The 19,384-nt window shown below is 54.8% G+C and carries 17 protein-coding genes and 1 riboswitch; of the genes, 9 read left to right on the plus strand and 8 right to left on the minus strand.

Annotation, left to right across the window (positions count from 1 at the left end; genetic code table 11):
* Positions 1–305 precede the first annotated feature (305 nt).
* The 4 genes from AACZ64_RS08830 to AACZ64_RS08845 all read left to right on the plus strand — a co-directional run bounded on the left by AACZ64_RS08830 (position 306) and on the right by AACZ64_RS08845 (position 5,632).
* Positions 306–2,162, plus strand: coding sequence for a putative nucleotidyltransferase substrate binding domain-containing protein (locus tag AACZ64_RS08830; RefSeq protein WP_293614916.1), 1,857 nt, complete (start codon positions 306–308; stop codon positions 2,160–2,162).
* Positions 2,162–2,845: an exonuclease domain-containing protein gene (locus AACZ64_RS08835; protein WP_293614915.1), complete on the plus strand. Its 684-nt coding sequence runs from the start codon at positions 2,162–2,164 to the stop codon at positions 2,843–2,845. The genes AACZ64_RS08830 and AACZ64_RS08835 overlap by 1 nt, the downstream gene beginning before the upstream one ends.
* Positions 2,846–2,981: 136 nt before the next feature.
* Complete coding sequence (gene acs, locus AACZ64_RS08840) at positions 2,982–4,919, plus strand: acetate--CoA ligase (RefSeq protein WP_339639894.1); 1,938 nt, start codon at positions 2,982–2,984, stop codon at positions 4,917–4,919.
* A gap of 170 nt (positions 4,920–5,089) precedes the next feature.
* Complete coding sequence (locus tag AACZ64_RS08845) at positions 5,090–5,632, plus strand: methylated-DNA--[protein]-cysteine S-methyltransferase (RefSeq protein ID WP_293614913.1); 543 nt, start codon at positions 5,090–5,092, stop codon at positions 5,630–5,632.
* Between the two features lie 57 nt (positions 5,633–5,689).
* Here the strand turns inward: AACZ64_RS08845 and ppa are convergent, their stop codons facing one another.
* The 3 genes from ppa to AACZ64_RS08860 form a co-directional block, all read right to left on the minus strand.
* Complete coding sequence (gene ppa, locus AACZ64_RS08850) at positions 5,690–6,226, minus strand: inorganic diphosphatase (protein WP_036859967.1); 537 nt, start codon at positions 6,224–6,226, stop codon at positions 5,690–5,692.
* Between the two features lie 177 nt (positions 6,227–6,403).
* The gene (locus AACZ64_RS08855; protein ID WP_339639905.1) at positions 6,404–7,072 is read right to left on the minus strand and encodes an OmpA family protein; all 669 of its coding nucleotides are present in this window, start codon (positions 7,070–7,072) and stop codon (positions 6,404–6,406) included.
* A 114-nt stretch (positions 7,073–7,186) separates the two neighbouring features.
* Entirely contained in the window at positions 7,187–8,746 is a 1,560-nt protein-coding gene (locus AACZ64_RS08860) for an EAL domain-containing protein (protein WP_293614911.1), read from the minus strand.
* Positions 8,747–8,959: 213 nt separating this feature from the next.
* On the opposite strand from AACZ64_RS08860, the gene hemN reads away from it, so the two are divergent.
* The 5 genes from hemN to AACZ64_RS08885 all read left to right on the plus strand — a co-directional run bounded on the left by hemN (position 8,960) and on the right by AACZ64_RS08885 (position 14,349).
* Positions 8,960–10,351 carry an oxygen-independent coproporphyrinogen III oxidase gene (gene hemN, locus AACZ64_RS08865; RefSeq protein WP_293614910.1) on the plus strand — a complete coding sequence of 464 codons (1,392 nt, stop codon included), beginning with the start codon at positions 8,960–8,962 and terminating at the stop codon, positions 10,349–10,351.
* A 64-nt stretch (positions 10,352–10,415) separates the two neighbouring features.
* Positions 10,416–10,514, plus strand: a riboswitch (TPP riboswitch).
* A gap of 51 nt (positions 10,515–10,565) precedes the next feature.
* Positions 10,566–12,746: a TonB-dependent receptor gene (locus AACZ64_RS08870; protein ID WP_339639895.1), complete on the plus strand. Its 2,181-nt coding sequence runs from the start codon at positions 10,566–10,568 to the stop codon at positions 12,744–12,746.
* A 27-nt stretch (positions 12,747–12,773) separates the two neighbouring features.
* Positions 12,774–13,022 (plus strand): hypothetical protein, encoded by a 249-nt coding sequence (locus AACZ64_RS08875; RefSeq protein WP_293614908.1) that lies wholly within the window; start codon positions 12,774–12,776, stop codon positions 13,020–13,022.
* Positions 13,023–13,637, plus strand: a complete 615-nt coding sequence (gene pnuC, locus AACZ64_RS08880) for a nicotinamide riboside transporter PnuC (protein WP_293614907.1) — start codon at positions 13,023–13,025, stop codon at positions 13,635–13,637.
* Positions 13,582–14,349, plus strand: coding sequence for a choline/ethanolamine kinase family protein (locus AACZ64_RS08885; protein ID WP_293614906.1), 768 nt, complete (start codon positions 13,582–13,584; stop codon positions 14,347–14,349). Before pnuC ends, AACZ64_RS08885 begins: the two co-directional genes overlap by 56 nt.
* 60 nt (positions 14,350–14,409) lie before the next feature.
* On the opposite strand, the gene AACZ64_RS08890 is transcribed toward AACZ64_RS08885, so the two are convergent.
* The 5 genes from AACZ64_RS08890 to AACZ64_RS08910 form a co-directional block, all read right to left on the minus strand.
* Positions 14,410–14,823, minus strand: a complete 414-nt coding sequence (locus AACZ64_RS08890; RefSeq protein WP_293614905.1) for a globin family protein — start codon at positions 14,821–14,823, stop codon at positions 14,410–14,412.
* Between the two features lie 11 nt (positions 14,824–14,834).
* A complete protein-coding gene (locus tag AACZ64_RS08895) occupies positions 14,835–15,203 on the minus strand; it encodes a c-type cytochrome (RefSeq protein ID WP_339639896.1) in 369 nt (122 codons plus the stop codon).
* A 30-nt stretch (positions 15,204–15,233) separates the two neighbouring features.
* Positions 15,234–15,818 (minus strand): DUF3365 domain-containing protein, encoded by a 585-nt coding sequence (locus tag AACZ64_RS08900; protein ID WP_036859978.1) that lies wholly within the window; start codon positions 15,816–15,818, stop codon positions 15,234–15,236.
* A gap of 70 nt (positions 15,819–15,888) precedes the next feature.
* Positions 15,889–17,202 (minus strand): cytochrome c3 family protein, encoded by a 1,314-nt coding sequence (locus AACZ64_RS08905; RefSeq protein ID WP_293615331.1) that lies wholly within the window; start codon positions 17,200–17,202, stop codon positions 15,889–15,891.
* Positions 17,203–17,218: 16 nt separating this feature from the next.
* A complete protein-coding gene (locus AACZ64_RS08910) occupies positions 17,219–19,249 on the minus strand; it encodes an FAD-dependent oxidoreductase (RefSeq protein WP_293615332.1) in 2,031 nt (676 codons plus the stop codon).
* Between the last annotated feature and the right edge of the window lie 135 nt (positions 19,250–19,384).

A 19,384-nucleotide genomic window follows, 5' to 3' on the forward strand; every position in this document is an offset into this window, starting at 1 on the left:
TCGTCGTCCCGATTAACCGGCCTGGCATATAGATGTGTCAAGCCGAGTTAGTCCGGTTAATGCTTTTACCCAACAACAAAAACTTATCTCTGCTATTTCAGAAAGTCACGAATTTTCCGTTCCAGGATTTTTGTGGCAGGGGGCGGTTGGGTTCTGTGAGTGCCTCTGCCAATTTCTTCTTACACTTTCGCCTAATTGTTGCAGATACCCCCTGGAGGCTATCTTTCAAATAGAATAGGGACTTGCAGTTATTAGCGTAACGGCTTTCCGCTAGAGTTACGGGAAATTGTGTTGAGGCAGGTTTTATGACCGTCAGTGTTGAAGTGGCTGCAATCAGAGAATTTCTTGCCGGGTGCCCACCCTTTGATGAGCTTCCCGCGGAGGTGCTCGGTCACGCTGCCAGCAAAGTGCAGATTGCCTATTATCGCGCCGGTGATCCCAGTGCGATCCTCGATTACTCCAGCCCGCGTCTGTATGTGGTTCGCACGGGTGCCTTTGAGGTGCGAGACAGTGAGGGGCAGCTACTCGACCGGGTGGAGCCCGGCGGTTACTTTGGTTACCCGTCGTTGCTGACCGGCGACGCCATCACCAACCAGCTGACAGTGATTGAGGACGGGCTGGTTTACCAGCTCGACGGGGATTTGTTTCAGGAGCTGCGCTCTGCCAGTCGACCCTTTGACCGTTTCTTCAATCGGGCACATGCCAACCGTTTGCGCCATGCCGTGCGGTTTCGCGAACAGAGTTATCAGCTCACCCGTCGGGTTGGTGATATCTGCTCCCGCGAGCCGGTGATCGCGTCTGTCGATCAGACTGTTACCGAGGTGGCAAGGTTGATGACGGCTGAACGGGTATCCTCTGTGATGGTAGTAGATGGTGGAGGCCGGTTGTGTGGTCTGGTCACCGACCGCGATTTGCGTATCCGTGTGGTTGCCGAAGGCCGCAGTGCAGATACCCCCCTGGCAGACATCATGACCACGGATCTGGTCAGTGTCTCAGCGGAGAGCCTGGTCTTTGAAGCCACACTGTTGATGACTGAGCACAATATTCACCATTTGCCAGTACTTCGTGACGGCAATCCCGCCGGGATGATGACCACCACCGATTTAATCAAGGCGCAGAAAGCGGATCCCGTTCTCTTGATTGGTGAAGTTGGCCACCAGGAAACGGTGGCCGGTTTGCAACGGGTGTCGCGGGATATTCCGGAATTGTTGGGCAGCCTGATCCGGGCCGGTGCCAGTGCCGACCAGGTTGGCCGTCTGCTGACCACTGTGACCGATGCCTTGACCCGGCAACTGATCCATCAGGCGATGGGCAAGCTGGGTGCTGCGCCGACGGCCTTTGCCTGGTTAGCCTTCGGTTCACAGGGCCGGCAGGATCAGGCCGCGATTTCCGATCAGGACAATGGCCTGCTACTCAGTGACGGAGCGACCGGGGAGGACGACAGCTACTTTAAAGCACTGGCGACTTATGTGAACGACGGTCTGGATCGCTGTGGTTACAAATACTGTCCCGGGGAAGTGATGGCCATTACAGATCGCTGGCGGCAACCCCTGGCGGATTGGAAAAAACAGTTTCTGGGCTGGATTAATCAGCCGTCCACTAAAGCACTGATGCATGCCAGTATTTTCTTTGATATGCGCTGTGTTTTTGGTGACAAGGCCCTGTTTGCGAACCTGCAAAAGACAGTCTGTAACGCTGCCAGGGGGAACGAAATTTTTCTGGCCAACCTCACTGCCAACGCCTTGAAACTGACGCCTCCGATGGGTTTTTTCAAACATTTTGTGCTGGAGCACAGCGGTGAGCACAAACACGCGTTTGACATGAAGTTGCGAGGCATCATGCCGATCAATGATATCGCCCGAATTCATGCGCTCGCCGCAGGCTCTACTGAGATACATACACTGGCCCGTTTGCGTGAAGCGGCTACCAACCGGCAGATTTCTTTGAAAGATGCCCGCAATCTGATCGATGCCCATGAGTTTATTTCCCGATTGCGACTGGAACATCAGGGGGCGATGTTGAAGGCGGGCAGCAAGCCGGACAATTATCTCGATCCGAAAACACTATCATCCCTGTCCCGTCACCAGTTGAGGGATGCATTTGCGGTCGTGACCAGCGCCCAGGCCGCGTTGCGAGTCAAGTTTACCCGTGGATTGATGTAATGTTGGCCGGTTGGACTTACCAACTGAAGCAAAAGCGCCATCTGGCCCGGTGTCAGCATGGCCGGATGCGGGAGTACCTGCGAGCTGCTGCTCCGTGCAGAAAAGCGGATTTCAGACAGGGCAGTTATCTGGCCGTGGATCTTGAAATGACCGGGATGGAGGCCGACTCAGATCATATCCTGAGCATCGGTTTCGTACCGATAGACAATATGAGGGTCATGCTGGCCGGTGCCCGGCACATTCTGGTAAGCAGCCCCCTCGGCGTTGGTCAGAGTGCTGTGATCCACGGTATTCACGACAGGGATATGGTCGGTGCCAGCGCCCTGTCCGAGGCCATGGATTGTCTGCTGGAAGCTTTGCAGGGCAGGGTGCTGTTGCTTCACTACGCGGCACTCGATCTGGCTTTTTTACGGGAGGCCAGCCAGCGCCTTTACGGCGTGCCATTGCTGGCGATGGTGGTGGATACCCTGGTGCTCGAAAATCAGCGACTGCAACGCAACAGTACAGGTCAGCACGGGCAGGGTCTGCGGTTGTCGGATTGTCGCCGCCGCTACAACCTGCCCGATTATCATGCCCATAATGCGCTGGTGGACGCTGTCGCAACAGCGGAGCTGTTTCTTGCGCAAGTCGCCCACCGGTTCGGACGTGAGCATGCACCGTTGGCCCGGATAATCTCCGGCTAAGATCTATCCCGGCTTGTCGGATGGGGCTTTGTCCTGGAAAAATCCCTGTGACTTGTTATGCAAAGGTCGAATAGATGCTAGGCTTCATCTCCTTTAATCTGGGCCCCATAGAACTGATAACGAGAGGGAGGATTTCATGTCCGCAACCAATGTTCGTCCCGTCCCCGACGACTTCGCCACCCAGGCGCATATCGATGCTGAAACCTACGAGCGCATGTATCGCCATTCCATTGAGCACCCGGATGAATTCTGGGCCAAGGAAGCTGAGCTGTTTCTCGATTGGGAAACACGCTGGAATGAGGTATGTGATTACGATTTCAACACCGGTGAAGCCAGCTGGTTTTCCGGTGGCAAACTGAATGTGACGGTCAACTGTATAGATCGTCATCTGGCGGAGCGCGGCGACAAGGTTGCATTGATCTGGGAAGGTGATAACCCGGTGGAAAGTACTGATATCACCTATAACGATCTCAGTGAACAGGTCAACAAACTGGCCAATGTGCTGAAATCCCGGGGTGTAAAAAAGGGTGAGCGAGTCTGTATTTACATGCCGATGATCCCCGAGGCGGCCTATGCGATGCTGGCCTGTGCGCGCATCGGCGCGGTTCACTCCGTGGTGTTCGGTGGATTTTCTCCTGATGCCCTGAAAGACCGGATTCTCGATTCGGATTGTCAGGTGCTGATCACAGCGGATGAAGGGCTGCGCGGCGGCAAGAAAATTCCATTGAAAGCCAATGCCGACCAGGCTTTGCGGGGTTGTCCCAATGTACATACCTGTCTGGTGGTGGAGCGAACTCGCTCTCTGGTGGAGTGGGATGACAATCGCGATGTCTGGTACCACGAAGAAATGATGGAGGCGAATGACTACTGTGCGCCAGAGCTGATGGATGCAGAGGACCCACTGTTTATCCTCTACACTTCCGGCTCCACCGGGATGCCAAAGGGCGTGATGCACACCACTGCCGGTTATTTATTGCAGTGTGCCATGACCCACAAATATGTATTCGATCACAAAGATGAGGATATCTACTGGTGTACTGCCGATGTGGGCTGGATTACCGGTCACAGTTATATTGTCTATGGTCCACTCTGCAATGGCGGGACTTCGCTGTTATTTGAAGGCGTTCCCACTTACCCCGATGCTTCCCGTTTCTGGCAGGTGGTCGAGAAACATAGGGTCACCATCTTTTACACTGCACCCACGGCCATTCGTGCGCTGATGGGGGCCGGTGATGATTATGTCAAACAGGCCGACCTCAGTTCCCTGCGATTGCTGGGTACGGTTGGCGAGCCGATCAATCCTGAGGCCTGGGAGTGGTATTACCGGGTTGTTGGTGACGGTCGTTGCCCAATTGTCGATACCTGGTGGCAGACAGAAACCGGTGCCCATATGCTGACCCCTCTGCCCGGTGCCACGCTGATGAAGCCCGGTTGTGCGACCGTACCATTTTTTGGCGTACAGCCCGTACTGCTGGATGCCGACGGGCATGAAATCGAGGGTCCCGGTGAAGGTGTTCTGGCTATCAAGGCATCCTGGCCTGCCCAGATTCGTGGTGTATACGGAGATATGGAACGTTTCCGGGAAACCTATTTTGCTCCCTACAAAGGTTATTACTTTACCGGTGATGGTGGTCGTCGTGATGCCGATGGCCACTATTGGATTACCGGCCGGGTGGACGATGTACTGAATGTTTCCGGGCACCGCATGGGGACTGCGGAGGTGGAAAGTGCTCTGGTGTTGCATGCCAATGTGGCCGAGGCTGCGGTGGTCGGTTACCCGCACGATATCAAGGGACAGGGTATCTACGCCTATGTCACGCTGATGAACGGTGCCGAGCCATCGGATGACTTGCGCAAGGAGCTGGTGGCACTTTGTGTAAAGGAAATTGGCGCAATTGCCAAACCGGATGTCATTCATTGGGCTCCGGGGCTACCGAAGACCCGGTCGGGAAAAATCATGCGCCGTATTTTGCGAAAAATTGCCGCCAATGAACTGGAGAACCTGGGGGATACTTCAACCCTGGCAGATCCCGCTGTGGTGGATCAGTTGATTGAGAATCGGGCCAATAATTGATACCTCGGTAAAACAGCCCGCCCGGCGGGCTGTTTTACCATCCTGTATTTGTATTGATTCTGTCGAATAGGTCCTGCCGATATCAGTCTGAATCAATTGCCACCAGCAGATGGTTGCCGTAATACCTTTCCCTTGTCATTATTCCGTCAGCAACAGGGTAGAGTAGAGAAATGAAAATCCGTCTGGTTGATTATCAGGATGGGCTCGATGCCCGTTATGGCAATTCGCCCTCACCATTTGGCTCGCTTTGGTTGGTCTGGTCAGAGTCCGGTATTGAGCAGCTGGTGTTTCAGGACCGCGGTGAAACCGATCCTTTTCGGGTTTTTCCCCGGCTGGATAAATCCCGGCGTTTCAATCGTGATGATGCGGGTGTAGCAGCTTTCGTACAAACGCTGTTTTGTCGGCCTGCCCGGGAGAACCCGCAGGAAGACAGCTTGACACTGAGTGCGAAGGGTACGGTATTTCAGCGACGGGTCTGGCAGGCACTATTGTCGATCCCCTTTGCCAGTGTGACCACCTATCAGCAGGTGGCCAGTGCCATTGACCAGCGCAAAGCGGTGCGCGCCGTAGCCAGCGCGATTGGTGCCAACCCGGTGGCCTGGCTGGTTCCCTGCCATCGTGTGATCCGCAGCAACGGCGAGCTGGGGGGGTATCGCTGGGGGCTGTCCAGGAAACAGCAGATGCTGGATTGGGAGCAGTCAGTATCGGCATGACATAAAAAACCCGGCGTTAAATGCCGGGTTTTTTATTGGTGAGTGTCGGCCCGTGTTTCAGCCTTCCTCTTGCAGATAGCGATCGCGCGAAGCGGTAATTTCCCTGCGGGCTGCTTCGGCATTGTCCCAGCCTTCAACTTTCACCCACTTGCCGGCTTCGAGTGTCTTGTAATTTTCAAAGTAGTGTTTGATCTGTTTGATCAGTAGCTCCGGCAGGTCGGCAATTTCCTGCACGTGGTCATACAGCTTGGTGAGCTTGGTGTGGGGTACCGCCAGTAGCTTGGCATCCACACCGGACTCATCGGTCATGTTTAACACGCCGATGACCCGGCTGCGGATCACTGAGCCGGGCATGACCGGGTAGGGTGTTACCACCAGTACATCCAGGGGATCGCCGTCTTCCGACAGAGTCTGTGGAATATAGCCGTAATTTGCCGGATAAAACATGGGTGTTGCGACAAAGCGGTCAACAAAAATTGCATCGCTGTCCTTGTCGATTTCATATTTGATGGGGTCGTGGTTGGCAGGGATTTCAATGACCACGTTGATATCGTGCGGCAGGTCGTTGCCAGCGGGAATCTTGTTGTAGCTCATGTCTCGTCTTCTTCTCTCTTGAGGTTAGGGAAGCGGAAATGCACAGGTCCACCCGGCGGGTTTCCAGAGTGGCGGAATTATACTGGCCAGCATGGGCTATTGCCAGTGACACCTTGGTCTATACTCTCGGTTCGAAGGCCGCGTTTGCAGGTGTTGGCCGAGAATTTCCAGTTCAGGTTACGACGACGATTGTCGGGTAACGATGGGCTCTATGATCAGCTCGACACGGCGATTTTCAGCGCGGCCCGAGGCAATGCTGTTATCGGCGATAGGACGGTTCTGACCAAAGTACTGAATCACCAACCTGGTGGGCGTGATGCCGCGTTGGGAAAGGTATTTGCCAATGGCGAGGGCACGCTGTTCGGAGAGTTCCTGATTATAGTCAGTCTCTCCCTGATTGTCGGTGTGACCGGCCACAGTAATCATTGTGTTGTCATACTCTGCCAATACCCCGGTAATGGCTGTCAGGGCCGATTGAGCCCCCTTATTGATGTCTGTGCTGTTGACATCAAAGATGGTTGCCCCGGGGATAATCATGGTGATTTTACTGTTCTGTAGGCTGAGGTCGATACCCTGATTCCTGAGCTTCTGCTGGAGGTTGGCATACTGGACATCCATGTAATAACCGACCTGTTCCGGGGGCAGCGGGTTGATCTTGCCACTGTCACTCAGCGTTGCCTTACGTTTTACCGGGCTGCTTTTTGTGCTATCCGAAAGGCTGGTGATTCTGGCTGGCTCTGACTGCTCCGTCAGTGGATCCCAAAGGCTACAGCCACCGCTTGCCAATGTAATTATCGCGACGAACAGGTAATTCAGTGATGTCTTGGGGCAACTTGGCACAGGCATTTTTTTCAAGCAGTCAATTCTCCGGTGGTTGATAGGGAAACGGCCCGGACAGGGTTGAGACGGGTTGGTCATTCCCTCCGGGGCGGAATAGTTTATCTGTGCTGAGCTGATCGGTCAGCTGTATTTTTGATGGAAGTCAATAAACTGACGAGCGGTTAAAGGACGGCTGAACAGGTAACCCTGCCCCAGCCTGACGCCCTGACTCAAGAGCCACTTTGCCTGATGATCACACTCGACGCCCTCGGCAATAATATCCAGGTTCAATGATTTTGCCATCTCGATTACATGGACAATCACGCTGCTGGTAACAGCCTGGTTTTCAATGGCATCGACAAAAGACTTGTCGATTTTCAGGGCATCCAGCTCAAAACTTTCCAGATAGGAAAGGCTGGAGTAACCGGTGCCGAAATCATCAATAGCCACCAGATGACCCTGTTGGCGCAGGGTGCGGATTCGCTGCCGCGCCGAGTCACTGTCCACCAATGCCCGTTCGGTAATTTCCAGTTTTATGGCCGAAGTGGCCAGCCCGGCAGCTTTCAGCTCAGTTTCAAGGTGGACAAACAGCCGGTCTGTCTGGAAGTCCTGTGCAGAAAGGTTGAGGTTGATGCTGAGATCCGGGCATTGTTTTAGAAGATCGCCCAGTTCGTGAAGGATGCCTTGCAGCATGGCCCGAGCCAGGTCGGTGGCCAACCCGGCCTCCTCGGCGATTGGAATGAAAATATCCGGGCCGACAGCTTCACCGTTGTCACGGGTCCAGCGTGCCAGCGATTCCGCGCCGAGGCAGCGTCCATTGGACATATCCACGATGGGCTGATAGTTGACTCTCAGTTTATTTCTGGTGATTGCATCACGCAATTCGGCGGCCAGGCTAAGGTGCTGGCGGGAGTAACGGACCACAGCGAATACCCAAAGGGGGATCAGTAGCAGGGCTAATATTCCGGCGGTGATCAGGGTGGGCAGATAGCGTTTCCAGAACTCGCTCATTGGCTGAATGGCGACAATATCGATGGGAAGCAGGGTGCCCAGGGAAAACCGGGAAATCATCTGCCCCGTCGATTGATTGACAGTCATCCCCTGTTTGAGGCTTTCCAGCGGTGGGAAAACGGCATTGGGTGGTGTCGTGATCATGGGCAGTCTTTCTACCCAAAGGCCGGCCATCTGGCCCTCCAGAAGGTCCACGTTCAGTAACAACCGTGGGTCGATCACCACATCATGGTGACCAAATCGCATCAGAAACAGCTGTACGCCACCCACTTCTGTGGTCTCGCTGGGCCACCAGGCAATCACTCCCGAGTTGTAAATACGGCTGGCTTTGGGTGGCGTGAAGGATATGCCCTGAATAAACCCGGCGCCACAGAGTCGTTCGGCGGCACGCCAGTAGCCGATTGCCCGGATATAGGGGCGCGCTATGGCGACCTCCTGCATCATCGCCAGGTGGGTGGCGTTACAAGGGTCAGTGGTCCGCTCATTGAGGGTTTCAAGCAGATTGCGGGCGTCAATAATGGCCTGTTCTGTTTCCTCACCGAGCCGCTGTGACAATTGCTGCAGACGCTGCTCCTCTGTGCCAACGGATTCCCGCCAGATATACCAGCCCAACAGCAGTGACAGGGCCAATGCCCCAAGCACTGTAATGGCCAGGATACCAAAAAAGATTTTGTCACGACGTGCCAGCATGGAGGAAACAGACTTATGGGGGGGCGTTACTTTAACAGAGAGTCGCCCAAAACGGGTATGGAATGACGCATGCCGGGCGACTTGGCCATCAGGGTAACCCTCTTGGTGGGCGGGACTGTGGCTTGAGCTTGATCGAGTGGGTTGATCGACATCAACGAGCTGTAGGTGAACCGCTGCTAGGATTCGTTTTTTCCTCAACAGGTTTTTGTCACCGTGATTTCTGAAAATACGGCCATCTGGGATCGTCCGCTGATCGAGCGTTACGACCTGTCCGGCCCCCGCTACACGTCTTACCCCACGGCGCCACAATTCCACGAAGGCTTTGGCGAGGCAGCACTGTGTCTCGCGATTGAGCGCAGTAATGCAGCGGGTCGTCCTCTGTCCCTGTATTTTCATCTGCCCTTCTGCAGCACGGTCTGTTATTACTGTGCCTGCAACAAAATCATCACGGCCAATCGCAAGCGTGCCATGCCGTATCTGGAAAGGCTGATCACCGAGGTGGCTTGTCAGGGGGCACTGTTTGACCGTTCCCGGCCAGTCCATCAGCTGCATTGGGGTGGCGGTACACCCACTTACATCAGTGATGATGAAAAACGCCTGTTGATGGCCGCCACCCGCAAACATTTCAACCTGTTGGATGACGACAGTGGCGAGTATTCGATAGAGATTCATCCTGGTGATATGGCCGTCAGTACGATCAGCTGTCTGCGGGATTTGGGATTTAACCGCCTCAGTATGGGGGTTCAGGATTTCGATCCCACCGTGCAGCAGGCGGTCAACCGTTTCAATTCTGTGGAGGAGGTGCGTGCGCTAGTGGAGGCGGGCCGCGCCGAAGGTTTCCATTCCATCAGCATGGACCTGATCTACGGTTTGCCCCACCAGAGTTGGGATACTTTCAGGCACACCCTGGACAGCATCATTGACCTCGGCCCGGACCGCCTATCAGTTTTCAATTACGCCCATTTACCCCATCTGTTCAAGGTGCAGAGACAAATCGACGAAAGCGCACTGCCCAGCGCGTCCGAAAAGTTGTTGATGATGGAGCGGATGACTCAGGTGTTGCTTAATGCCGGTTACGTTTACATTGGCATGGACCATTTTGCCCACCCGGACGACGAGCTGGCAGTGGCCCAGCGCAACGGTGTGTTGCAGCGCAATTTCCAGGGTTACTCCACCCACGGCGGCTCTGATCTGGTGGCCTTTGGCGTGTCCGCTATCAGTGCCATAGACAATGTGTTTGCCCAGAATCACAAGCAGATCGAGGATTACCAGATTGCCATCGACAGCGGTCATCTGCCGGTGGCACGGGGATTTGAGCTGAGCCCTGATGACCTGCTGCGCCAGATGGTGATCAAGCAGTTGATTTGCCATTTTGAGTTGAATTTTTCTGACATCGAGCAACAATTTGGCGTTGTGTTTGCCGACTACTTTGCGGCAGAGTTGATTCAGCTGCGGTCGATGATGGACGACGGCTTGGTGGTTCTCAACCCGGATAGCCTCCGGGTAACCCCGGTGGGACGACTGTTGATTCGCCGCATCTGCATGACTTTTGATGCCTATATCAACAAATCCGAGCCGGAAATTCGTTATTCCAAAATTATTTAAATACAGCCATTGAGTTGGTGATTGATTCGCGTAAACTCCCAATCTCACCTGCACACAGCAGGTGTTTATTCCTAAGGGGCGGCGTAAGCCTGAGACATCTTCGGATGAACCCTTTGAACCTGATCCGGATAGTACCGGCGTAGGGATAGGACGCAAAACCACCGTTCACTCCTTCCATATCCGGGTCTCTTTAACAGTGTTAATGGGGCTCATGATGATAGACCTTTTTCGAAAAATGCAATGGCTGGTATTTGCCTGCCTCCTTTCCGGCGGTGTGCTTGCCACAGAGCTCGAGAATTCCGAGGGCACAGCAGCCGAGACCCCCACACCAACGCTACCCGCTGAAACGATTCAGGAAGTCGTGGTGACTGCCGAGTTTCGTGACGTATCCTTGCTGGATACCGGCAACAGTGTCTCCGTTCTCGACAGTCAGCAGATTGAACGCCGTCAGGCCCGTCACCTGGACCAGCTCCTGAATCTGGTTCCGAATGTGAACTTTTCCAGCGGTGCATCGCGCGGCAAGTTTATCCAGATCCGTGGTATCGGGGAGCGCAGTCAGTTTATCGAGCCGCTGAACCCCTCGGTGGGTTTGTTGATTGACGGGATCGATTTCAGTGGTATCGGCGGTGCGGCAACAACCCTCGACTTGCGTCAGGTTGAAGTGTTGCGCGGTCCCCAGGGTACGCTCTACGGCGCCAACGCACTGGCGGGTTTGATCAATATGACATCCAATAACCCCACTGACATTTTTGAAGGTCACATTGAAACCTCCATTGCCGAGTATGAAACCCGCACCACCAGCGCGGTATTGAGTGGCCCGATTGCCGATAATCTGGGTTACCGTCTGGCCGTGCAGGGCCATCGCAGTGACGGCTATATCGATAACGAATTTCTCAATCGCAAGGATACCAGTAACATTGACGAGCTCACTGCCCGGGGCAAGTTGCAATGGCAAGCCAGCGATCGGTTACAGCTGAATTTCACCGGTTTCTACGTGGACGCCGACAATGGCTACGATGCCTTTTCGCTGGACAACACCCGCAATACGCTCTCCGATCAGCCGGGTCACGACCGTCAGGAATCCACGGCCTTTGCGGTTGAGAGTATCTGGCAAGCCACTGAGCAATTTGATGTGGTCGGATTGGTCAGTTATGCCGATACCAACCTGGAATACAGTTATGACGAGGACTGGAGCTTTGCGGCTATCTGTGATGACCAGCCTTGCGAGGGTTGGGCCTATTCCTCTTTTGATCGCTACCAGCGCAGCCGCTATAACGGCACTCTGGATCTGAAGTTGATTTCCAATGAAGCGGGTCGCCTGTTTAATGGTGCCAGCGACTGGGTGCTGGGTATTTATTACCGCAGGCAGAATGAGTCGCTACTGCGACAATACACCTATGCTGACGGTGACTTCACCAGCGATTTTGATACCCGCAATCGGGCTGTCTACGGTCAGCTGGACACCCGACTCAGTGACCGTTTAAAGCTGGTCAGCGGCGCACGAATCGAGTTTCGCCGTGCCGATTATCTGGACAGCGAGGGAGTTCGTCACGATACCAGTGAAAGGCTCTGGGGAGGTCGTCTGGCTCTGGAGTTCGGTCTGAGTCCGGAAACCCTGCTCTATGGTCTGGTCTCGCGCGGGTACAAGGCCGGTGGGGTCAACAGTAACCCTGAGCTGGACTCCGATGCCCGGGATTTTGATACCGAATATATGTGGAATGTCGAAACCGGCATCAAGGGTGACTGGCTGGATCGCACCCTGCAGGTTAATCTGGCACTGTTTTACCAAATGCGACGGGATATGCAGGTCAAGCAATCATTGGTCAAGCCGATTACCGGTGATCTGTGCCCCTGCAGTTTTATTGACACCTTTGATAATGCGTCCAAAGGTCGTAATTATGGTCTTGAGCTGATGTTTGACTGGTTAGCGATGGACGATGTTCAGGTCTACGGCAGTCTTGGCCTGCTCCGTGCTACCTATCAGGATTTTGAAAGCTTGAGCCATGTGGATGCCGATCCGGAAAACAATGTAGCGGTCGATCTCGATGGTCGGGAGCAGGCACATGCGCCTTCCTACCAGTTTTCCCTGGGGGTCGAGGTGGCCTTAACCGGACAGATGTCGGCAGCACTGGAAATGGAAGGCAAGCAGCAGTTCTATTTGTCGCCGCGTCACAACGCCAGGTCAAATCGCTACGAGCTGTTCAATGCCCGGCTTGAGTACCGGGTGCAACAGTGGGATTTCATGCTGTGGGGACGTAATCTGACAGACCGGGATGTGATTGTTCGCGGTTTTGGTGGCTTCGGCAATGACCCCCGCAATTTTTATCAGACTGAACCCTATTATCAGTATGGTGAGCCGCGCATTGTTGGCGCCACCGCCAAATACCGCTTTTAAGGGCATTACCCCAAGGAGATTTATCATATGCAGGTGACCATTGATGTCAGTATGTATCCTAACCGGGAGGACTTTATTCCGCCGATCAAGGGGTTTATTGAGAAGATTAACTGCTATCCGGGGCTTGAGGTGCAGACCTTCCCCACCAGTACGGTGGTGCAGGGTGAATACCAGACGGCCATGCAGGCGGTTCAAGATACCATCGCCGCCTGCCGTAAGGAGTTCGGGATGGCGATTTATGTACTCAAGGTAATTCCCGGCTATGAGGCACTCTGAATGTCGGATTGGTTGAGCCTGGAAGCACTGGCGGTGGTTTTTTCATTGGCCTATCTCGTGCTGGCTATGCGAGAGAACAGCCTGTGCTGGTTCTGTGCCTTTTTTGGCACGGCTATTTATATCTGGGTGTTTGGCGGTGTCAGTCTTTACATGGGCTCGTTGCTGCACGTCTATTATCTGGTGATGGCGGTTTATGGGTGGTATCAGTGGCGTCGCGGTGGTGTCGAGCACCGCGGCGTCAGGATATCCCGCTGGGGGCTAACGCAACACTTGTATGCGTTGCTCGCTGTTGTACTGGCTTCTGCCGTGTCTGGTCACCTGCTGTCCCAACACACCGATGCCCACTTGCCTTATCTGGACTCCTTCACTACCTGGGGCGGGGTGCTGACTACGGTGATGGTGGCCCGCAAAATTCTGGAAAACTGGCTCTACTGGATTGTCGTCGACGGGGCATCAATTTACCTTTATCTGGATCGTGAACTTTACCTCACGGCCGGCTTGTTTGCTGTTTATCTGGTGCTGGTCGTGCTCGGTTTTATCCGCTGGAGAAAACATTACCTTGAACAGCCAATCACTGAGCGACGGCAAGAGTTTGCTGCACCAGACGTTATCTGAATGGCGGCGCTGGGAAGTCTGTCTGCCAGGTAAACCGTCTCTGGTTGAACCCCTGTCCGGCGGCATGACCAATCTGTCTTTTCTGGTGGAAAGTGGCTCCAGGCGAGCCGTAGTGAGAGTCAATACACCGCACAGCAAGGCGCTGGGAATTGACCGCCAAAGGGAGGAGGCTCTGCTTCGCCTGTTGCAGCCCACCGGCTATGTGCCAAAGCTGCTTTATGTGACCGGCGAGGTGCTGGTAACGGAATTTGTCGACGGACGAGTATGGGATGCGGGGACGGTTGATAACGATCATCGGCTAAACCGGCAACTGTTGCCTCTGCTCGAAAAAATCCGGGCTTTTCCTAAACCGGCTACAGCCAGCCGTTTCAGCTACCTGAATCACTGTCGACACTACCTCGCCCAGCTAGCCGTTCGCCCCGTGGCGGCAGATGCTATCGAAGAGCATGCTGCAGCCATTGATGCCGGCTCCTGGCAACCGGTCATCTGTCACCATGACCTGATCCCGGAAAATATCATCGATACGGGTCGTGGCCCGGTGATACTGGACTGGGAATATGCCGCCTGGGGGCACCCCGCCATGGATTTGATACGGCTCGATGTTGTTGAAAGCCACTACAGCGCCGTGGGTCGCCTCAAACTGCGGGATCTCCAGCGCGGCATGGACGCTCTTTGGTTGGCGCTGACGGATCAGTTGGCGGGTGTCGTTTAAACCTGAGGATTATTGAGCATTCGGCCACCATGCCGCCTGATCCGTCCGGGGGGCTCAGGCTCAGGTCTCTTTGTGAGCCGCTGCAATCATGGTGGAGGCGAGGATACCGTAAGCGACTAACCATGCTTCCTTTGCATCATCGGTGAAGCTGTCGCCAAGGCCGGTCTGCAGGGTTTCGATCAGCGCACTGCCGACGGTATCGTAATGGGCATCTTTAACCCCATAGGCGACATGACGCTTGCCCATGGCTTCCACTACGGGCACCAGTTCGTCGAGTCGATCCAGCATGCGCACCGCAGCGCCGATCATTTCCATCAGCTTTTTACCCTGTTCCCCCATGTCTCCCTTGAACAGGGGTTTTAAGGTTGGATCTGCGGCAAACAGGTTGTTGTAGAAGAGGGCGGCTGCGGTATCGGCAATCGGTTCCACCTTGGCCCAGGAGGTTTTGCAGGCGTGTATTTGCTCGGGTGTCATGGGTATATCCTCTATTGTGGTTGGGCGGTCAGCTGCGACAGCATATAGCTGACCGCCTGTGCCATTTGTTCATCGGTCAATGTTGAACCACCGCGGGCGGGCATTAGCCCGTAACCGTCGGTGGCATGTTGAACAAGAGTTTCCTCCCCCTGGCTGATCCTGGATGCCCACATCCTGTTATTGCCGATGATGGGCGCGCCATTGATGCCCGATGCGTGGCAGACGCGACAGTTGGCTTTCACCAGTGGTTCGCCGGGGTGGACAGAAGATGGCGTCTGTCCGGCAGGTGTTCCATCGTCGACGGATGAGCCCGGCTTGTCGGAGCAGGCCGACAAGCCGAGACAAATAACAGCGGTGATCACGCATTTTTTGTTCAACATAGGGCCACCAGGGTCAGAAATTCGGATCAGTTAAAGGGGAACACGGATAACCACACCACCCATCACGTCACCGATATCGAAGTCGGTTCTGGGGGAGTCCTTGTGATCGTTATGGCAGGTTGTGCAGGCGGGGGAGACGGCAACATCGGGATATACCGCCGTAAAGTAGGTCACGTCACCCAGCTTTTCCTCACCGTAGAAGTTTTCACCGGGATTGTCCACGGTGTATTGTAGGCCCTCTTCTTCAAGGGGGGTCTTGGGTGCATTCTGCTTGTTGATAGGCCACAGGGATTGCAGTGAGTAGGTGAATTCATCGGTCACTTCCGCGACGGCCTCTGAGCCTGCCCGGAACATCTGGGCCGGCAATAATGCCCCATTCTCTATTTCCTTCCAGTGTTCATCCGGCTTGATGGCGCCCGCGCCATTGGGTCCCAGGCGCTGAATGATTAATTTGGTGTAGTTGGCCCGGTCGGCATTCATGACCGCAAACAGTGAGTCAGTGTAGAGTTTTGGTGGTATGCCCGCTTTTGCCGGTGGCGCTTCATTGCAGGCGGTAATAACAAGGCTTCCGGTGAGCAGTGTTGTTATCAGGGCTATTTTTTTGATGTGTTTCATGGTGAATTCCTCGTGTTTTCAGAGTAATGACATGGGGGGTAGGTTGTGGTAATTACAGCGGTGAATTGCATCAGTCAGCCACCCGTTTGAGTGACCAGTCGATGGACGGGATGTGGTTGGCTGGTTTGCCGTTGAAGTTGTTCCTGATCAGTGCCGGGTCAGCCAGGGCGTCAATGGAAAAACCGAGACTGTGGCACTGCATGCAAACCGGTCGGATCATCTTTTCATTGGGACGCAGGTTGTGGTTCTGGTTGTGATTGACCTGTACCACCGCTTCCCCATTGATAATGTCCTCCGTTCTCGGCATATGACAGGTCGCACAGCTGACGGCCTGTTCCACCGCAATGACACCGGCGATCGCCTGATTTAGCAGCTGTCCGTGGGGTGATTCCTCGAACCCCTGTGAGTGTTCATCGTTGTGGCAGGTCAGGCAGGCTTCGCTGGCGGCAAACAGGGTGTCTGTCCGGTGTGCACTGTGGCAGCTGTTGCAACCCTGTTGCAGAGACATCGCTGTCTCCTTGAAGGGCAATTCGGAATCGGCAGGCCGGATAGCGGGCAGGGACTGAGCCAGTCGCATACCGTGTTTGCCCGATTTATAGCTTTCGGCTTCGTGAATATGGCAGGTCTGGCATTGCGCAATGCCGGGTTTTTCGAGCCATTCACCGGAGCGGGCATCACTGTGACAGCCACCGCAGTCCACACCGGCATCGGCATGGCTACTGCCAGACCATTCTTCATGGACATCCGGGTGAGCCGCTTTTTGCTCGGGGAATCCCGGCTGTTGGTTGGGTATGTGTGTGCTGGCAAGTATTTTTGCGCCAGTGGAACTCGTGATCCGGGCCATCTCCTTCAGCCAGGGACCTCCGTGGTTATTGACGAGAAAGTCTTCAAAGAGTGCCCGATTGTCGTGATAGTTATGGCAGCCTGCGCTGGCACAGCTATCAAAGGCCAGATCCTGATGGCTCTCCCGGTCGTCGCCGACGTCGGTGTGACAGTGGAAACAATAATCCTCTGGCAGGGTTACTCCCATCGGGGCTGTAATTTCTTTGCGGTGCTCGGTGTGACAGCTGACACAGTAGCGGGCATCAACCACACTGAGCCGGTCTGCATTGCGCGGGTCGGTAAACTTCTTTTTGGGGTGCGTATCGTTGGCCTCTGCTAGCTCCGCACCATGGCAGCCGACACAGGCTTCCTGAATGAGTTCGGGACCACCAAAGGCCTCTGTATGGCAACTGCTACAGGCCAGTTCGATCTGGAAGTGCCCATGGCTGGTCTCGCCGATCAGTAGTGCCTGTTTATTGTCGGCCTTGAGCAGGATGTAGCCGTAGTAGCCGGCTATCGACAGCGTGACAAGAATCCATGTGGCCCAGATGATTTTTTTCAATGCATCGGCCCCCGCATCAGTAGTAATACACGGTGAGGATATGTAAAGCCAAAAGGACGGGCAGGGGCCACGACACAATGATGTGCAGCCATTGCATAGACTTTCTTGTGCCCTGCGCGGCCCCTGTCGACAGTTTGTGGCCAAGGCCAATGGCGCCACTGGTAAAGGCGCCCATCAGGAGTACTGCCAGAAAATTAATGATCAGCAATTGATTGAGGTTGGATCCCAGGTGAAAACCGCTGTGCAGCACCAGCGTGATGCAACACAGAACTCCCAGTGAGGTATGGACCAGACGCCACCCCGAGAACTTGCCCATCCATGTCCAGGACAGGCGTTTGCGCAGTGACATCAGCAAGCCGATGGCTGTCAGCCCAAGCAGCGTAAAGCCCGTGACCTGTTTCCAGAATTTGTCATTCCAGATACCCTCGAACCAGCCCTGTTGCTGAACGCTGTCAGCTACGTTTGCTTCCGGCCAGAAAGCAATGAGTGTCACCAGTACAATGGCCAGCAGTGCGCCGATGGTGAGGGGGGTGGCCCCGGATTCCCTTTCCATGCCAGCGACACCCAAAAGCTGTTGCAGCAGGGGCTTGCAAGAGCCACAGACGGTACCGGCCCGGGTAACATCCTGAAGCTGAGCCAGTGTGCTGCACTTTGTGGCAATCGCACTGGACAGTTCGCCGCGACTGATATTGTTGCACTGGCAGATGATGGTGCCACTGGGCCAATTACCAATATCATCCCCGCCTTTGCCCCATAAAGTGCCGGTCAGATAAAACCGCAGCAGGTGCCAGAACCGGATTTTGCGTGCATTCTGATAGGCTTCCTGGACGCGCCGGGACTCCGGCCAGTTGCCAATAGCCACCGCGCCGATAATCCTGCCCCGAAGTACCACCAGCTTTCGATAGGCACCGTTGTGCTTGTCAGAATATTGCAGTTCTCTCTGGAAGGGTCTGCTGGGTAAGTCACTGATCTCTCCGAGACTGCAGACACTGGTGCCGACCACTTTGAGGTGGCTGATAGCCATGGAGCCCAGATAGCGAGGCAGGTTGTTCTGTGGTTCGCCAGCAATGATTTCCGCAGTCACCGCCGCCTGTTCGTAACCGGGGTTGACCAGCCCATAGGTGACGCCCAGGTGTTCACAGCACTCACCGATAGCAAAAATATCGGGATCCGATGTCCTCATCTGGTCATTGACCAGAATGCCAGTGCCCACCGGGAGACGGGCCTTTCGAGCCAGCTCCAGGTTCGGCGTGATACCGGTACAGAACAACACGGTATCGCAGTGAATCGTCTCGCCGTCCCGGGTGATGACCCCGGTGACGTGCTCAAAACCCTCCACAGAGCGCACACCGGAATGGGTGATGACATCAATACCCAGTGCGCGGACTTCGGCTTCGAGAAGTGCTGCTGCGTGCTCATCCAGCTGCCGGTTCATCAGTCGCGAACTCTGCTGAACCACGGTGACTCTGGTATTGAATTTGAGCAATCCCTTGGCCGCCTCCAGTCCCAGCAGACCGCCGCCCACCACGACAATATGACGGGAGCGGAGGATTCGCGCATAGAGACTTTCGGTGTCCTTGAGACTGCGAAAACTGAACACGCCCTGGCGCTCGATACCTGGAATGTTCGGAATATGAGCGCGGGCACCGGTGGCCAGCACCAACTTGTGATAGTGGAAGCGGGTGCCGCTGCTATCGGTAACAGTTTTCCGCTCGCGGTCAATGTCCACGATAGCGGCGCTGGTAAATTGAAAGTTGGGGTGATTGCCGAGAGCGGGCAACGGCAGATCGATATCATCCCGGTTAATCTCGCCGGCCAACAGGGCCGAGAGCTGAATACGATTGTATGGTCTGCAGGCTTCATCACCGAACAGGTGAACAGCCAGTTGGGGTTTTCTGGCAAGCAGGTCGTGGGTAAGGCGCATGCCGACGGGACCCGCACCGATGACAATAATGCCGGCATCATTGCGAGCAACCTGTGTCAGCTCAAGGGTGCTGGTATCAGGGGGTTCACAATAACCAATAGTGCTTGATGTTGTGGCTACCATTCGTTGCCTGTTCAATAAAAAAAGCCTGTCGGACCACTGTTAAAACAAGTGACTCGGCAGGCTTCATTACCTGGAACTTGGTGTGTTGCCACTACCCGGCAAGAAAAAGATTATGGGGCGGCTATTTATGTCAAT

The sequence above is a fragment of the uncultured Porticoccus sp. genome (genome assembly GCF_963975625.1).
Classification (GTDB): domain Bacteria; phylum Pseudomonadota; class Gammaproteobacteria; order Pseudomonadales; family Porticoccaceae; genus Porticoccus.

What these genes read in the sequence shown, in the direction of transcription:
- AACZ64_RS08830 (WP_293614916.1), top strand. Translation starts at nt 306, where the DNA reads ATGACCGTCAGTGTTGAAGTGGCTGCAATCAGAGAATTTCTTGCCGGG.
- AACZ64_RS08835 (WP_293614915.1), top strand. Translation starts at nt 2,162, where the DNA reads ATGTTGGCCGGTTGGACTTACCAACTGAAGCAAAAGCGCCATCTGGCC.
- acs (WP_339639894.1), top strand. Translation starts at nt 2,982, where the DNA reads ATGTCCGCAACCAATGTTCGTCCCGTCCCCGACGACTTCGCCACCCAG.
- AACZ64_RS08845 (WP_293614913.1), top strand. Translation starts at nt 5,090, where the DNA reads ATGAAAATCCGTCTGGTTGATTATCAGGATGGGCTCGATGCCCGTTAT.
- ppa (WP_036859967.1), bottom strand. Translation starts at nt 6,226, where the DNA reads ATGAGCTACAACAAGATTCCCGCTGGCAACGACCTGCCGCACGATATC.
- AACZ64_RS08855 (WP_339639905.1), bottom strand. Translation starts at nt 7,072, where the DNA reads ATGCCTGTGCCAAGTTGCCCCAAGACATCACTGAATTACCTGTTCGTC.
- AACZ64_RS08860 (WP_293614911.1), bottom strand. Translation starts at nt 8,746, where the DNA reads ATGCTGGCACGTCGTGACAAAATCTTTTTTGGTATCCTGGCCATTACA.
- AACZ64_RS08870 (WP_339639895.1), top strand. Translation starts at nt 10,566, where the DNA reads ATGATAGACCTTTTTCGAAAAATGCAATGGCTGGTATTTGCCTGCCTC.
- AACZ64_RS08875 (WP_293614908.1), top strand. Translation starts at nt 12,774, where the DNA reads ATGCAGGTGACCATTGATGTCAGTATGTATCCTAACCGGGAGGACTTT.
- pnuC (WP_293614907.1), top strand. Translation starts at nt 13,023, where the DNA reads ATGTCGGATTGGTTGAGCCTGGAAGCACTGGCGGTGGTTTTTTCATTG.
- AACZ64_RS08890 (WP_293614905.1), bottom strand. Translation starts at nt 14,823, where the DNA reads ATGACACCCGAGCAAATACACGCCTGCAAAACCTCCTGGGCCAAGGTG.
- AACZ64_RS08895 (WP_339639896.1), bottom strand. Translation starts at nt 15,203, where the DNA reads ATGTTGAACAAAAAATGCGTGATCACCGCTGTTATTTGTCTCGGCTTG.
- AACZ64_RS08900 (WP_036859978.1), bottom strand. Translation starts at nt 15,818, where the DNA reads ATGAAACACATCAAAAAAATAGCCCTGATAACAACACTGCTCACCGGA.
- AACZ64_RS08910 (WP_293615332.1), bottom strand. Translation starts at nt 19,249, where the DNA reads ATGGTAGCCACAACATCAAGCACTATTGGTTATTGTGAACCCCCTGAT.